14 protein-coding genes are annotated in these 14,377 nt (G+C 65.6%); 3 read left to right on the forward strand and 11 right to left on the reverse strand.

Annotation, left to right across the window (positions count from 1 at the left end):
* Nucleotides 1-57: 57 nt before the first annotated feature.
* A complete protein-coding gene (locus ACV095_RS13270; protein ID WP_026266116.1) occupies nt 58-1,176 on the reverse strand; it encodes a histidinol-phosphate transaminase in 1,119 nt (372 codons plus the stop codon).
* Between the two features lie 108 nt (nt 1,177-1,284).
* Nucleotides 1,285-1,686, reverse strand: a complete 402-nt coding sequence (locus tag ACV095_RS13275; protein ID WP_081620253.1) for a LysM peptidoglycan-binding domain-containing protein — start codon at nt 1,684-1,686, stop codon at nt 1,285-1,287.
* Nucleotides 1,687-2,039: 353 nt separating this feature from the next.
* Between ACV095_RS13275 and lexA the strand changes: the two genes are divergently transcribed.
* A complete protein-coding gene (gene lexA / locus ACV095_RS13280) occupies nt 2,040-2,774 on the forward strand; it encodes a transcriptional repressor LexA (RefSeq protein ID WP_018771586.1) in 735 nt (244 codons plus the stop codon).
* Between the two features lie 78 nt (nt 2,775-2,852).
* Here lexA and ACV095_RS13285 read toward each other — a convergent pair whose 3' ends face one another.
* On the reverse strand, nt 2,853-4,913 hold the full coding sequence (locus ACV095_RS13285; RefSeq protein WP_018771587.1) for an ATP-dependent DNA helicase: 2,061 nt from the start codon (nt 4,911-4,913) through the stop codon (nt 2,853-2,855).
* A complete protein-coding gene (gene hflX / locus ACV095_RS13290; RefSeq protein ID WP_478222051.1) occupies nt 4,906-6,486 on the reverse strand; it encodes a GTPase HflX in 1,581 nt (526 codons plus the stop codon). Before hflX ends, ACV095_RS13285 begins: the two co-directional genes overlap by 8 nt.
* Nucleotides 6,487-6,923: 437 nt before the next feature.
* Here hflX and ACV095_RS13295 point away from each other — a divergent pair, with 437 nt between their 5' ends.
* Entirely contained in the window at nt 6,924-7,547 is a 624-nt protein-coding gene (locus ACV095_RS13295) for a class I SAM-dependent methyltransferase (RefSeq protein WP_478222052.1), read from the forward strand.
* Here ACV095_RS13295 and dapF read toward each other — a convergent pair.
* The 6 genes from dapF to ACV095_RS13325 all read right to left on the reverse strand — a co-directional run bounded on the left by dapF (nt 7,519) and on the right by ACV095_RS13325 (nt 13,153).
* Nucleotides 7,519-8,463, reverse strand: a complete 945-nt coding sequence (gene dapF / locus ACV095_RS13300; RefSeq protein ID WP_478222053.1) for a diaminopimelate epimerase — start codon at nt 8,461-8,463, stop codon at nt 7,519-7,521. The genes ACV095_RS13295 and dapF overlap by 29 nt on opposite strands.
* 44 nt (nt 8,464-8,507) lie before the next feature.
* A complete protein-coding gene (miaA, locus tag ACV095_RS13305; RefSeq protein ID WP_018771591.1) occupies nt 8,508-9,419 on the reverse strand; it encodes a tRNA (adenosine(37)-N6)-dimethylallyltransferase MiaA in 912 nt (303 codons plus the stop codon).
* A 2-nt stretch (nt 9,420-9,421) separates the two neighbouring features.
* Nucleotides 9,422-10,999, reverse strand: a complete 1,578-nt coding sequence (gene miaB, locus ACV095_RS13310; protein WP_478222054.1) for a tRNA (N6-isopentenyl adenosine(37)-C2)-methylthiotransferase MiaB — start codon at nt 10,997-10,999, stop codon at nt 9,422-9,424.
* 3 nt (nt 11,000-11,002) lie between these two features.
* Nucleotides 11,003-11,551, reverse strand: coding sequence for a regulatory protein RecX (locus ACV095_RS13315; protein ID WP_478223452.1), 549 nt, complete (start codon nt 11,549-11,551; stop codon nt 11,003-11,005).
* A 72-nt stretch (nt 11,552-11,623) separates the two neighbouring features.
* Nucleotides 11,624-12,679 (reverse strand): recombinase RecA, encoded by a 1,056-nt coding sequence (recA, locus tag ACV095_RS13320; protein ID WP_026266121.1) that lies wholly within the window; start codon nt 12,677-12,679, stop codon nt 11,624-11,626.
* Between the two features lie 249 nt (nt 12,680-12,928).
* Complete coding sequence (locus ACV095_RS13325; protein ID WP_018771595.1) at nt 12,929-13,153, reverse strand: DUF3046 domain-containing protein; 225 nt, start codon at nt 13,151-13,153, stop codon at nt 12,929-12,931.
* A gap of 41 nt (nt 13,154-13,194) precedes the next feature.
* Here ACV095_RS13325 and ACV095_RS13330 point away from each other — a divergent pair, with 41 nt between their 5' ends.
* A complete protein-coding gene (locus ACV095_RS13330; RefSeq protein WP_018771596.1) occupies nt 13,195-13,725 on the forward strand; it encodes a MarR family winged helix-turn-helix transcriptional regulator in 531 nt (176 codons plus the stop codon).
* A gap of 127 nt (nt 13,726-13,852) precedes the next feature.
* Here the strand turns inward: ACV095_RS13330 and ACV095_RS13335 are convergent, their stop codons facing one another.
* Nucleotides 13,853-14,305, reverse strand: coding sequence for a helix-turn-helix domain-containing protein (locus ACV095_RS13335; RefSeq protein ID WP_018771597.1), 453 nt, complete (start codon nt 14,303-14,305; stop codon nt 13,853-13,855).
* Nucleotides 14,306-14,377 lie beyond the last annotated feature (72 nt).

The following is a 14,377-nucleotide window of genomic DNA, read 5'->3' on the forward strand; positions in this document are numbered from 1 at the left end:
AAGGATCCTTTGTGGGAGAAGAAGTAGTTCAAGGCGCCCAGCGCCGCAGTATCAAGTCTAGGCGGGAAGCGCGGCCTGGCCCGCAAGGATGCGTTCCAGGGAGGTAAGGAAGGCTGTGGTTTCCGCCTCAGTGCCTGCGGTGACCCGAAGGTGGCCGGGGATGCCCACGTCGCGGATGAGCACTCCGGCGTCCAGCAGCTCCTGCCATACCTGGTGCGGATTTTCCAGGCCCCCGAAGAACACGTAGTTGGAGTCCGAGGCGGCAGGCTTGAGGCCCATCCTGGTCAGTTCGGCCACAATGCGGTCCCGCTGCGCCTTGATGTCCTGGACATCGGCCATCAGTGCCTCGCGGTGTTGGAGCGCGGCCAGTGCGGTTGCCTGGGTAATCGCGGACAGGTGGTACGGAAGGCGCACCAGCCGCAGGGCATCGGTGACCTCCGGGGCCGCGGCCATGTAGCCGAGGCGGGCGCCGGCGAGTGCGAAGGCCTTGCTCATGGTGCGGGAAACTATCAGCCGCTCCCGGCCGGGCAGCAGGGTCAGGGCGCTGGGCGTGCCGTCATGCGCGAACTCGTGGTAGGCCTCGTCGACGATCACCACGGTCTGGCTGTCCTCGCCGGCGTCATAGACAGCCTCCACAACGTCAAGCCCCAGGCCGGTCCCCGTGGGGTTGTTGGGCGAGCAGAGGAAGACGATGTTGGGCCGCAGCTCCTCGACCTGCCGGGCGGCGGATTCGGCGCTCAGGTCGTAGCCTTCCGAGCGCACTCCCGTGATGTATTGGGTGTCGGTTCCGCTGGCGAGCAGGGGGTACATGGAGTACGTGGGTGGAAAGCCCAGGGCGGTGCGGCCGGGGCCGCCGAAGGCCTGGAGGATCTGCTGCAGGACCTCGTTGGAGCCGTTGGCTGCCCAGAGGTTTGATTCGTCGAGCCCGTGCCCCAGGTATTCCGCGAGAGCTTTCCGCAGGTCGGTGAATTCCCTGTCCGGGTACCGGTTGAGGCCTGCAGCTGCTTCCGTGACCGCCGCGCTGATGGCGGCGCGCACGTCCGCCGGAACACCATGGGTGTTCTCATTGACGTTCAGCAAAATGGGAACGTCCAGTTGGGGTGCCCCGTAGGGGGTCAGCCCGCGAAGATTGCTGCGGAGGGGAAGTCGGTTCAGACGCTCTAGCTGGTCGTTCACCTGAACAGTTTAGTTGCCGCGGCAACTACCGGAAAATGTGACGGATTCTGTTCGCCACCGGCGTTGCTGTCCCGGTCATCTTTCTCAAAGGCCAACACCAGGTGCCGCTCAGTGCGTGGGGACGAACAGCTGCTGCCCCGGCAGCACAGCGGCGGCCGGAAGGTTGTTGAGCTGGACGATGTCCGCCACCACGTCCCGGGCATCGCGGTCCGGAGCAACAGCGCCTGCGATGCTCCACAACGACTGACCCGCCTGCACCGTCACGGTGACCGTCGGCGTCACGGCCAAATCCGCAGCTGAATCGGATGCCTTGGCCGGTGCGTTGAAAAGTCCGGACAGGGACAGCAGGAGTACCGCAAGGAGCACAAGCGGAACTCCGATCAGGACGATCCGCCCCCGGCGGGTCAGCCGCAGGGGCGCTGCTGACGGCGTCCGGCGCTGCGAGGGCTTCCGGGTCTGCAGGGAAACGCGGTGCGTAGGTGAAACCTGGTGAAGAGATAAAGCTGACATGAACTAAGCCCTCCTGGACCTGCCGTGCTGCCCGGGTGTCCGCCCGCTGCCGCCCTGCCGTTCACACCGTATCCGGAGCTTCTCCGGCCATGTTTTCGAACGGGGCAATCGCTGGTTAGAACACATGTTCGAACTTTGCTTGTTAAGTTTTAGCACCTATCAACGAACAATGTCGAGACTCGCTAGAACAAATGTTTGAAAAAGCAATGTGGCTGGCCTAGCTTTGAACCAAAGAACAACCACCACTGAAGTTGAACAGCAGGGTCTGACAATGACAGTGGGAGTCCTTCCGGCGGCGCTGTGGAACAGGCCGCAACGGAAGATCCGGCGGCAAGCGAAAGGCATTGGCGAATATGGCAGCAGCAGCCGCCGGGGGCAGGACCGCCCCGCAACCCAGGAAGACCGCCAAGGGCTTGACCCCCCGGCAGAAGAAGATCCTCGAGACCATCCAGCGCTCGGTCAATGACAACGGCTACCCGCCCTCCATGCGGGAGATCGGCGACACGGTTGGCCTGGCCAGCCTGTCCAGCGTGACCCACCAGCTCTCGCAGCTGGAGAAGCTGGGTTACCTGCGGCGCGACCCCAAACGGCCGCGGGCCATGGAGGTGCTGATGCCCCTCACGCTGGACAGCGGAAGCAATGCCGCCGGCGCCTCCCCCGCGCCGCAGGCCACGGGCGGCGGTGCCACGGTAACGGAGCTGCCCACCGCGCTGGATACGGCCATGGTTCCGCTGGTTGGCCGGATTGCTGCCGGCGGTCCCATCCTCGCTGAGCAGCTCGTGGAGGATGTCATGCCGCTCCCCCGCCAGCTGGTCGGCCAGGGCGAGCTCTTCATGCTTAGGGTGGCCGGCGACTCCATGGTGGATGCCGCCATCTGTGACGGTGACTGGGTGGTGGTGCGGCGCCAGGCGGACGCAGCCAACGGGGACATCGTTGCTGCCCTGCTGGATGACGAGGCAACCGTCAAGACATTCCGCCAGCGCGACGGCCACACCTGGCTGCTGCCCCAAAACACGCAGTACGAACCCATTCTGGGCGACCATGCCACCATCATGGGCAAGGTTGTCTCGGTCCTGCGTTCCCTCTGACCGGGTCTCCCGCGAAGGGACGGCCTGCCGGAAATTGCACGGCGGCTGCCCCCGCTGGCGTCGTTCGCCGGCCGGGCCCTACGTGGCCGCGTCCGCGCCCAGCCTGGCCAATGCCGCCAGCGCCTTGCTGCGGTCCGTGGTAGCCCAGAACGGCGGCAGAGCGCCGCGGAGGAATCCGGCGTAGCGCTCTGTTGCCAGCCGGGAATCCAGAACGGCCACCACTCCCTTGTCTCCCGTGGACCGGATCAGGCGGCCGGCACCCTGGGCCAGCCTGATGGCGGCATGCGTGGCCGAGACGGACATGAAGCCGTTTCCGCCGGCCTGGGCCACGGCACGCGAACGCGCGGTCATCAGCGGATCATCCGGCCTGGGGAACGGGATGCGGTCGATCACCACGAGGCGGCAGGAGCCTCCCGGAACGTCAACCCCCTGCCACAGGGACATAGTCCCGAAGAGGCAGGTGTCCGGTTCGTCGGCGAACTGCTTCACCAAAGCGGTCATGGTCGACTCGCCCTGGCAGAGGACAGTCACATCGAGCTTCGGCCGCAGGGCGTCGGCAGCCTCTTCGGCAGCCCGTCGGGATGAAAACAGGCAGAGGGCACCCCCGCCGGACGCTTTGATGAGCGCTTCCAGTTCCTCCAGCGCCTCCGGCGAAACGCCGCGGCCCGGCTTTGGCAGGTGGCCGGCCACGTAGAGGATGCCCTGTTTCGGGTAGTCGAAGGGCGAGCCGACATCCACACCCGTCCAGCTGGGTGCGCCGTCGCCGATAAGGCCCAGTCCCCCGGCCGCGGGTTCAAATGCCGAGCCAATGGCGAGGGTTGCGGACGTCAGCACGACGGTGTGCCCGGCGAAGAGTCCTTCCCGGAGCCTGCCTGCCACGGACAGCGGCGCGATGTTGACCAGGACCGGGGCATTGTCATCGGGCTGGGAATATCCCTGGCCGGGATCGAACGTGCCGGCCCGGGAAAACCACACGACCTCGCGGTTTTCACGGGCAGCAATAAGCCGCTCACACAATTCCAGGATGAGCATGAGGCGGGACCGGGCCAGCTGCCGGCCGCCGTCGGCCGTGGCGTTGCTGTCCCCCTTGGAATCGGACAACGCGGCCCGGCACGCCTCCCGCAACTGGTCCATGCAGTCCAGCTGTTCGTCGTTCAGCCCGTTGGGAAGCAGGCCGCTGGGCGCACCGGCGAGGGCCAGTTCAAGGTTTGCGGCTGCGGCGTTCAGCGCGTCCACCGTGATGGCGGTATGTTTGCGGGCGCCGGAAGCGGCAGCGTGGACCATGGCCACCGACAGCTGACCGGACACGGCTCCGGTGACCCGGTCCTGCAACTCGTGCGCTTCATCCACCACCACGACGTCGTACTCGGGCAGGACTGCAAGTCCTTCGAAGGCGCTGACGGCCAGCATGGCGTGATTCGTCACCACCACATCTGCCTCGGCTGCGTCCTGCCGGGCCAGCTCGCTGAAGCACTCGGCGGCCATGGGGCACTTTTGGGCCCCCAGGCACTCCATGGAAGTGACGGAGACCTGGCGCCAGGCACGGTCCGTCACACCAGGCAGGAGCTCATCCCGGTCGCCGGTGGCCGTCTTCTCCGCCCACTCGCGGAGCCGCACCACCTCCTTGCCAAGCTGGGACGAGGGTCCGCCCACGGAGGCGGCAAAGTGCGGGACGCTGGTGTCTTCGCCCAAGGAGAAAAGCTGACCCTCGGAAGGCTCCTCGGAGGGGAACCCGCCTTCCAGTTTGTGCCGGCAGACATAGTTTGACCGGCCTTTCACCAAGGCAACCTTGACCGGCCGTTCCAGGGCCGGGGTGATGTTCTTCAGCAACCGCGGCAGGTCCCTGCCAACAATCTGGGTTTGCAGGGCCAGCGTGGCCGTGGACACCAGAGCGGGCTTGTTGCTCTCCAGGGCGTGGGCGATGAGCGGCACCAGGTAGGCCAGCGACTTGCCCGTGCCCGTGCCCGCCTGGACCAGCAAGTGGTTGCCGGTTTTGATGGCCCGGGCCACCTGCCGGGCCATCTCGTGTTGTCCGGTGCGGCTTTGTCCGCCCATGCCGGCGACGGCGCGGTCGAGCAATTCGATGACGAACTGCTCGCCGGCCGTCTGCGCGGTTTCGCCGGCGGCGGGGTCACTCATTGACGATGAATGGTTCCAGTTCGGACGCCAGGCCCTCGCGGACCTTCACCGCAGCCCTGGTACCTGCCTCAACGTGGTCAACGCTGAGGATTTCAGCGTCGGACTCATGGAGCTTGCTGACCAGGTCTCCGCGGTCATACGGGATGAGGAGTTCCATCTTGACCGAAGGCCGGGGAATGGCTTCGCTGATGGCCTTCAGCAGTTCCGGGATGCCCTCACCCGTCCGGGCCGAGACCACCACATGCCGCGGTTCGCGCTGCTTCAGGCGCTCCACCACGAACGGGTCAGCTGCATCAGCCTTGTTCAGCACGATGATCTCCGGCACCTTGCGGGCATCAACTTCGCTGAAGACCTTCCGGACGGCGGCGATCTGCCCTTCGGGGTCCGGATGCGACACGTCCACCACGTGCAGGATCAGATCCGAGTCCGCCACTTCCTCGAGGGTCGAACGGAAGGCCTCCACCAGCTGGGTGGGCAGCGAACGGACGAATCCGACGGTGTCGGCCAGGGTGTATCCCAGGCCGTCCGCGGTTTCCGCCTTGCGGACGGTGGGATCCAGGGTGGCGAACAGTGCGTTCTCCACGAGGACTCCGGCGTCCGTAAGCCGGTTCAGCAGTGAGGACTTGCCGGCGTTGGTATACCCGGCAATCGCCACGGAGGGCACTTCATTACGACGGCGGTTGGCCCGCTTGGTCTCGCGTGCCGGCTTCATTGCGGCGATTTCACGCCGCAGCTTCGCCATGCGGGTACGGATCCGGCGCCGGTCCAACTCGATCTTGGTTTCACCAGGACCGCGGGAGCCCATGCCGGCGGCAGCGCCACCCACCTGGCCACCGGCCTGGCGGGACATCGACTCACCCCAGCCGCGGAGGCGCGGAAGCAGGTACTCGAGCTGCGCGAGCTCCACCTGCGCTTTGCCTTCACGGCTCTTGGCATGCTGGGCGAAGATGTCAAGGATCAGCGCCGTGCGGTCGATGACCTTGACCTTGACGATGTCCTCAAGTCCGCGGCGCTGGGAAGGCGCAAGTTCAGCGTCCACCACCACCGTGTCCGCGCCCGTGGACATGACGATGTCTTTGAGCTCCAGTGCCTTGCCTGACCCCAGGAAGGTTCCCGGGTCCTGCTTGTCACGGCGCTGCACCATGCCATCCAGTACCTCCGAACCGGCGGTCTCGGCGAGGGCTGCCAGCTCACGCAGCGAGTTTTCGGCGTCGGCAAGCGTTCCCTCGGACCAAATCCCGGCCAGGACCACGCGCTCCAGGCGCAGCTGGCGGTATTCAACTTCGGTGACGTCTTCGAGCTCGGTGGACAGGCCTGCCCTTCGGCGCAGCGCGCGCCGTTCCTCGAGGTCCTGCTGGTCGCCGTCGTATGTTGAGTGTTCTTCGTCGAGGCGGGAAATGGCCTGCGCCTTGCCGAGCACCGCTTTTCCATTGCCGCTGCTCTCACCGCCGGGCGTGCTGACAGTCTTGGCCGGGACGTCCTTGGCGAGGATCCGGTCGATAACAGCCTGGATTTCCTGTGGACTCATGTCCTGGGCGGCTGGATCGGAACCGGTGTTGGGCTGGCTGGTCATGGTCTCCTTTGAAGATTCGGCAATTCCAGAATAGTGCTGATTGCTTGGAAGTTGGAACGTATTCGCGCTGGGCTGACGGCCTGCGGTCATGCAATTCTCCTGGTTGTCTCGCGGCCGGCTGCGATGCCGGGGCCGGGATGCCGCGTCAGAAGAGCGGCAGGGCTAAAAAGGCCGGAAAAATAGCGGGAAGTGCAGCAGGAGGCTGACTTTCGAGTATCGTCCGGCGGCCGGGCAGAACAGATGCGTCTGGCCGGTGCACAAGCGGAAGGCTGAAAAACCTGCATCGCTGCGGGACGGGCTGTCGCTGGAGGACAGGCTGCGGGGACGGGCGTGGCCCGTGCCGGCTACTCGAAGATCAGGAACATGCCATCCAGCGTAGCAGAGGGGGTTCTGCACGGTTTCCCATTACGCTGCAAGGGGAACTACTCTGGCCAGTTATGGAGTCCGCACACTATTTCAGCACGTCCCCCGCCGGCCCCTTTACCCGTAAGCCACTCACGGTGGAGCTGGCCGGCGAGACCCGCAGGCTCCACACCTCCGCGGGAATCTTCAGCCCGGACGGGATCGACAAGGGCACCGCAGTGCTCCTCGCCGATGTTCCGGCGCCGCACCCCCAGGGGAACCTGCTGGATATCGGATGCGGCTGGGGGCCCATCGCACTCACCATGGCGCTGCTGGCGCCCGGGTCGACGGTCTACGCCGTAGACGTCAACGAACGCTGCGTCGCCCTGACCAACGAAAACGCGGCCGCGCTGGGGCTGTCCAACGTCGTCGCCAGTACACCCCAGGAGGTGGACGCCGGCGTCAGGTTCGACACCATCTGGTCCAACCCGCCCATCCGGATTGGCAAGGACGAACTGCACGCCCTGCTGAAGCTGTGGCTTCCGCGCCTCGCGGACGGCGGCACGGCATGGCTGGTGGTGCAGAAGAACCTGGGCTCGGATTCGCTCCAGCGCTGGCTGGCCGCCGAACTGGACAGTTCCTTTACCGTGACCCGCGAGTCAACGTCCAAGTCCTTCCGGATCCTGAAGGTTACGAAAGCGTCCCGCTCGCCACAATGACGGCGGGGCCGCTGAGTTCCACGTGCTCGTGGCCGGCGGTGCCGGCGAAGAACTTCACGCCCACCACACCTCCGGGAACGTTGACCCGCCAGGCATCAGGGGCTTCCGCGCCGGCCCAGTGCCGGATGGCGACGGCGGCAGCACAGGCCCCCGTTCCGCAGGACTGGGTCTCCCCCACGCCTCGCTCATGCACCCGCATGGTCACGGATCCGACGCCGTCATGGACCAGAGGCTCCGCAGGGACGACGAACTCCACATTGGTCCCATTCACAGGGACCGGATCGACCTTGGGAGCAGTGAAGAGGCGGGTGCCTTCGAGCTCGCTGAGTTCCGCGAGGGCCACTACGGTGTGTGGGTTGCCCATGCTCACGGAGAGGGCCGGCCGGGGAACTTCCAGGCCGTCGGCAGTGACCAGGGAATCCATCGCCTTGGCGCTGGCCTCCCCGGGGAATATGAACTCCCACGGGCCCATGTCCACCGCGTAACCGTTCCCTGTCCGGACCACGGTCTTGACCCCTCCGCGGGTGCCGATGGTGAGTGATCCGCCGTCGGGCAGGTCGATCAGGCCCTCGGACCGCAGGAAGTGGACGAAGACCCGCACGCCGTTGCCGCACATTTCAGACAGTGAGCCGTCGGCATTGCGGTAATCCATGAACCATTCGGCGTCCGGGGCATCGGTGAGCAGTTCCCGGCCTTCCGGCAGGAAACGGGACGGGACAGCCCTGATCAGGCCGTCGGCGCCGATTCCCCGGTGCCGGTCGCAGAGCGCTGCGGCCTGGTCTGCGCCGATGGCGTGCACCCCCTCGGGATCGGCCACCAGGACGAAGTCGTTGCCGGTGCCATGCCCCTTGGAAAAGCGGAGCCCGCTCAGTGCGTGCAAGGCGGTCCCAGTGGCTTCTGCGGGGGTTGCATTCATGGTCACAAGCGTAACGGCGGATGCCGCCGGTGCTGAAACTGCGGCTACCGGCCCGGATCCTGGACGCACACCTCGGCCGCCTTACCCGTCAGCTCCGGGTCCTGCCAGTCCAGCCAGGTGATGCGGGGGTCGGCGCGGAACCACGTCAACTGGCGGCGGGCGAACTGCCGGGTGGCCACGATTGTTTCCTCTGCGGCCTGCTCAACTGTTGACGTGCCGTCGATGACCCGCAGGAACTGTGAATAGCCCAGTGCACGGGATGCTGTTTTGCCCTGCCGAAGGCCCCGCGCGTCCAGCATCCGGACCTCCTCCAGCAGGCCGGACTCCACCATCCGGTGAACCCGTACCGCCAAGCGCTCCCGCAGGACCTCCCGGTCCACGCTCAGGCCCACCTGAACCGCAGGCTGGTAGTACTCGCGGCGCGGCATGAAGGAACTGAAGGGCCGTCCGGTAAGTTCATGGACTTCCAGTGCGCGGATAATCCGCCGGGCGTCCGAGACCCTGTCCGCGGATACGGGGTCCAGGGCCCTCAGCCTGTCCAGCAGCGCCGGGGTCCCCAGCCGTATGTGGTCCGCCTCCAGTCGTGCACGGAGCTTGGGGTCGGTCCCCGGGAACTCCAGGACGTCCAGGGCGGCCCGCACGTACAGTCCGGAGCCGCCCGCCAGGATTGCGCGCTTGCCGCGGGCATGGATATCCCCGATGAGGCTGCGGGCCTGTTGCTGGAAGTCGGAGACGCTGGCTTCCTGGGTCACGTCCAGGATGTCCAGGAGGTGGTGCGGCACTCCCCTGCGCTCGGCCGTCGTGATTTTGGCAGTGCCAATGTCCATGCCGCGGTAGAACTGCATGGCGTCAGCGTTGATGACCTCGCCGTCCAGTTCGAGGGCAAGGTTGACGGCCAGGTCGGATTTGCCGGAGCCGGTGGGACCGACGACGGCGATGACAGGCGGGGCAGTCACCTTCAGCGGGTGCGCAGCGGCAGCGAGGGCATGCCAAGGGAGACAGCCTTGGGTCCTGCGCTGGAGCCGGGGGCAGGCGCACCACAGGAGTCGGCCTGGGACCTGTCCCAGGCGTCCCCCGCCCTGGACCGGCGCAGGCTGTAGTCCTCCGGCGTGGGATCGGCCACCAGGTGGAAGGCCGCCGCCTCCGTAATGGTGACGGTGACGAGGTCTCCGGGCCTGGGTGCCGGGGCCCCTTCGGGGACTGAGAAGTGGACCAGCCGCTGGTCCTGGGAGCGGCCGGACAACCGGTGGGTTTCCTCCGACTTCCGTCCGGACTGGGCGGTGACCATGACTTCCAGCCTCCGGCCCAACTGCTTCCGGTTTTCCTCGGCGGCGATCCTGTCCTGCAGGGCGGTGAGGCGTTCGAAGCGTTCCTGGACCACGGCCTTCGGCAGCTGGTCCGGCAGATCGGCAGCGAGCGTGCCGGGGCGCTTTGAATACTGGAAGGTGAAGGCGGTGGCAAAGCGTGACTTTTCCACCACGTCCAGCGTCGCCTGGAAGTCCTCTTCGGTTTCGCCCGGGAAGCCGACGATGATGTCGGTGGAGATGGCGGCGTGCGGAATCCTGTCCCGGACCTTGTCCAGGATGCCCAGGAACTTCGTGGAACGGTAGGAACGCTTCATGGCGCGGAGGATGCGGTCCGAACCGGACTGCAGGGGCATGTGCAGCTGCGGCATCACGTTGGGCGTCTCGGCCATGGCATCAATGACGTCATCGGTGAAGGCGGCCGGGTGCGGGCTGGTGAAGCGGACGCGTTCAAGGCCCTCGATTTCGCCGCAGGCGCGAAGGAGTTTGGAGAAGGCCTGGCGGTCGCCGAACTCGACACCGTAGGAGTTGACGTTCTGGCCCAGGAGGGTCACTTCGATGGCGCCGTCGTCCACGAGGGCCTGGATTTCGGCGAGGATGTCTCCGGGCCGGCGGTCCTTTTCCTTGCCGCGGAGGGCCGGCACGATGCAGAACGTGCACGTGTTGTTGCAGCCAACGGAGATGGATACCCAGCCGGAGTAGACGGAGTCGCGTTTGGTGGGGAGCGTGGAGGGGAAGACGTCCAGGGACTCCAGGATTTCCAGCTGGGCCTCATTGTTGTGCCGTGCACGGTCCAAAAGTGCGGGCAGGGCGCCGACGTTGTGGGTGCCGAAGACAGCATCCACCCATGGTGCCTTCTTGAGGATGGTTTCGCGGTCCTTTTGGGCCAGGCACCCGCCCACGGCGATCTGCATGCCGGGGTTGGCGGCCTTCACGGGCGCCAGGATGCCGAGGTTGCCGTAGAGCTTGTTGTCCGCGTTCTCCCGGACTGCGCAGGTATTGAACACGACCACGTCAGCATGGTCGCCGGCTGCCGGTACGTAGCCCGCATCCTCCAGCATGCCGGCCATGCGTTCGGAGTCGTGCACGTTCATCTGGCAACCGAACGTGCGGACCTGGTAAGTACGCGGCTGCACTGCCCCGGATTGCGGAACAGCACCGGCTTGCGCATCAGCAGCAGGCTCAACGGACGCGGCAGCGCCGGAATGGGGGGAAGGAATGGTCAAACTCACCAGTTAAGGGTACCGGCTTTGGAGCATCCCGCTGTCGGGATCCTGCCGGGAATCCAGGACGTCGTTGACGATCCTGAACGCCTGGGACGGCTGGTAGCCCTTCCTGGCCAGCATGGAGGCGAGCCGCCGGACGGCTTTGTCCCGTTCCGACTGGTCAGGCAAAACCGTCCCGGGCCGGAGCTTGCGCTCCACCAGTGCGCGTGCCGCCCCTTCCTCGTCGGCGTCCGTCAGCTGCTCCAGGGCAGAAGCCGCCGTTTCCTGGTCGATGCCCTTCTCGGCAAGTTCGCGCCGGAGAGCGCCCTTGGCAAGCTTGCGGGACTGGGACCGGCTCCTGACCCACATATCGGCAAACTCGGCGTCATTGATCAGGCGCGCCTCCTGGAACTTGTCCAGCACCGCCTCGGCGACGTGTTCGGGGATATTCCGTTCCGCCAGTTTCCGGGCAAGCTGCAGCCTGCTCTTGGGAGCTGCCGTGAGCTGGCGGTACACGATGGCCTGCGCCACCGAGAACGGATCCGGTTCGGCGTCAACAGCCTGCGGATCCTCAGGGATGGAAAAGCCGTCCGGCGGCCCTGAAGAGGGGCCGCCGGACCGGGTCCGCCGTGAACGTGGTCCGGTCAAGGGCTAGAACCCGTCGACGGCTTTCAGCTTTGGCGCGTCCTTGGACTCGTCCTCGGCGGGCTTGACCCCTACGCCGAGCTTTTCCTTGATCAGGCGTTCCAGTTCAGCCGCGAGCTCGGGGTTGTCGCGCAGGAAGCGGCGCGAGTTCTCCATGCCCTGGCCCAGCTGGTCGCCGTCGTACGTGAACCAGGAACCGGACTTCTTGATGATGCCGTGCTCCACGCCCATGTCGATGATCCCGCCTTCGCGGGAGATGCCCTGGCCGTAGATGATGTCGAACTCAGCAACTTTGAAGGGCGGAGCCATCTTGTTCTTGACGATCTTGGCCTTGGTCCGGTTACCGACGGAATCGGCACCTTCCTTGAGGGTCTGGATCCGCCGGACATCGATGCGGACCGACGCGTAGAACTTCAGGGCCTTACCACCGGTGGTGGTTTCGGGGGAGCCGAAGAAGACACCGATCTTTTCGCGGAGCTGGTTGATGAAGATGGCGGTGGTCTTGGTCTGGCTCAAGCGTCCGGTGATCTTACGCAGGGCCTGGCTCATGAGCCGTGCCTGGAGGCCGACGTGGCTGTCGCCCATGTCACCTTCGATTTCGGCGCGCGGCACCAGGGCGGCGACGGAGTCGATGACGACAACGTCCAGCGATCCCGAGCCGACCAGCATGTCCATGATCTCGAGCGCCTGCTCACCTGTGTCCGGCTGCGACACGAGGAGGGCGTCGGTGTCCACACCCAGCTTGGCGGCGTAGTCGGGGTCCAGGGCGTGTTCTGCGTCGATGAAGGCTGCGATGCCGCCGGCGCGCTGGGCATTGGCCACGGCGTGCAGGGCAACGGTGGTCTTACCCGAGGATTCAGGACCATAGATCTCGATGACGCGGCCCCGCGGAAGGCCGCCAATCCCCAGAGCGACGTCCAGTGCGATGGAACCGGTGGGGATGACTTCGATCGGGGCGCGTACTTCGTCGCCCAGGCGCATGACCGACCCCTTGCCGAACTGCTTGTCAATCTGGGCAAGCGCTGCTTCCAGCGCTTTTGCACGATCCGGGGCTGCCGCCATGGTTGACACCTCTAATGCTTTCTCGATGGTGGCCTTCGCGGCCGTTTTATTGGTCATCTCTGACGCTACTGGGACCCACTGACATTCCGGCCTGAGGACAACGGCTATGTGGATAAGCCCAATAGAAAAAGCATAGCGTTATCCGAACAGGTATTCGAAGAGTGCCGGTCCTGCGGCGTGTCCGTCCAAGGGCGCTTCGGCTGCGGCAGGCTCACGAAGGACCACCCGGGAAGCCGTTGTTAGGCGCTGCTAGTCGCGGCGAGGGGCGATGTCCCGGCCCAGCCGCCGTTCGGCCGGGACGTCCTGGACATCGCAGACTGCCAGCCAGACTTTGCGCGGTTCGATGCCTGCAGCCAGCGCCTGGTCCGCAGTGCGCCCGCCGACGCCGGTCAGGACCAGGGTACTGCTCAGCACGCGGGAGTACCCCGCACCGAACTCGTCATCCATCAGACGCCAGTACTCGCTGATTCGCATCGGTAAATCCTCTCATGATTGCGGACCCTAGAATTGTTGCCATGAGCAACTCCCCGGATCTCCCGCCGCCGCCGGACGCAGGCGCTGATGCCGCCGATACCGCGCTGCAGAATGTTGAACACCAGATCAGCCTTTTCTGGCGGCGGGCCAGGGCCATCTCCAACCAGCTCTCGCGCGAAGTCCACCCGGACATGGAGCCTGCCGCGTACGGGCTGTTAACGGTTATCCGCCGGGAAGGGCCCATCCGCCTGACGGAGCTTGCCATGAACATCGGGGTGGGCAAGCCGTCGGTCAGCCGGCAGATTGCCTTCCTGGAGAGCCTCGGACTGGTATCCAAGGAAGCCGATCCCCTGGACCGCCGGGCACAGTCCATCCGGCTGACGCCCAAGGGCGAAGAGAAGATGCACCAGGTCCAGGACGCCAGGCGCCAGGTTTTCCAGGAACGGCTGCGCGAGTGGCCCGTGCAGGACCTGCAGGAGCTGGCCCGCTACATGGCCAAGCTGAACTCCACCTACGAGCGTGACGGATTCCCCAGGGAAGGCGGAGGCGGCTCCCCCGCAGAAGAGGAATAGCCCGCAGCGACGAACAGCCGGCAGGAGTACCACCAGCCGGGCACATCAATTGGGCGCCAACGCAGGAAGCCCCCGGCGCGGCCGGGGGCTTCCTGCGTTCCAAGGCCCACCTGCGGTGGGGCTGGCTTTACCGGGCGCCGGAGAGAAGGCCCGTGGAGAGTTCGTCGTTCAGTTCAGTGTTGAGGTCGCGCTCGAGGTCACGGCCGTAACGCTGGGAGAATTCCTGCGGAACTGTGTCCGGAACTGCGACGCCTTCGGCTACTGCCACACGGTCGCTGACTTCACGGAGCATGCTTGACAACGGAACATCCAGTGCCGAGCAGATCGAGGACAGAAGCTCTGACGAGGCTTCCTTCTGGCCGCGCTCCACTTCGCTGAGATACCCCAGGGAGACGCGGGCGCTGTGCGAAACTTCACGGAGCGTGCGTCCCTGACGCTGGCGGACATCGCGCAGCACATCACCGATTTCGTGACGAAGTACTACCATCTTGCGCTCCTTCTGTTCGCTCTTAGCCTGTTCGGCGAGGCCCACATCCTTCCAGCGGACAACGCCGTTTACGGATACGGGCTGCTTTACCATCTGTATCGCCTTGCTCCCTCATTGGTCAGGTTCACCGTGGGGCGAACCGTCGTGGTCATTTCATCCTAGGCG

The organism is Arthrobacter sp. JDC6 (assembly GCF_056484025.1).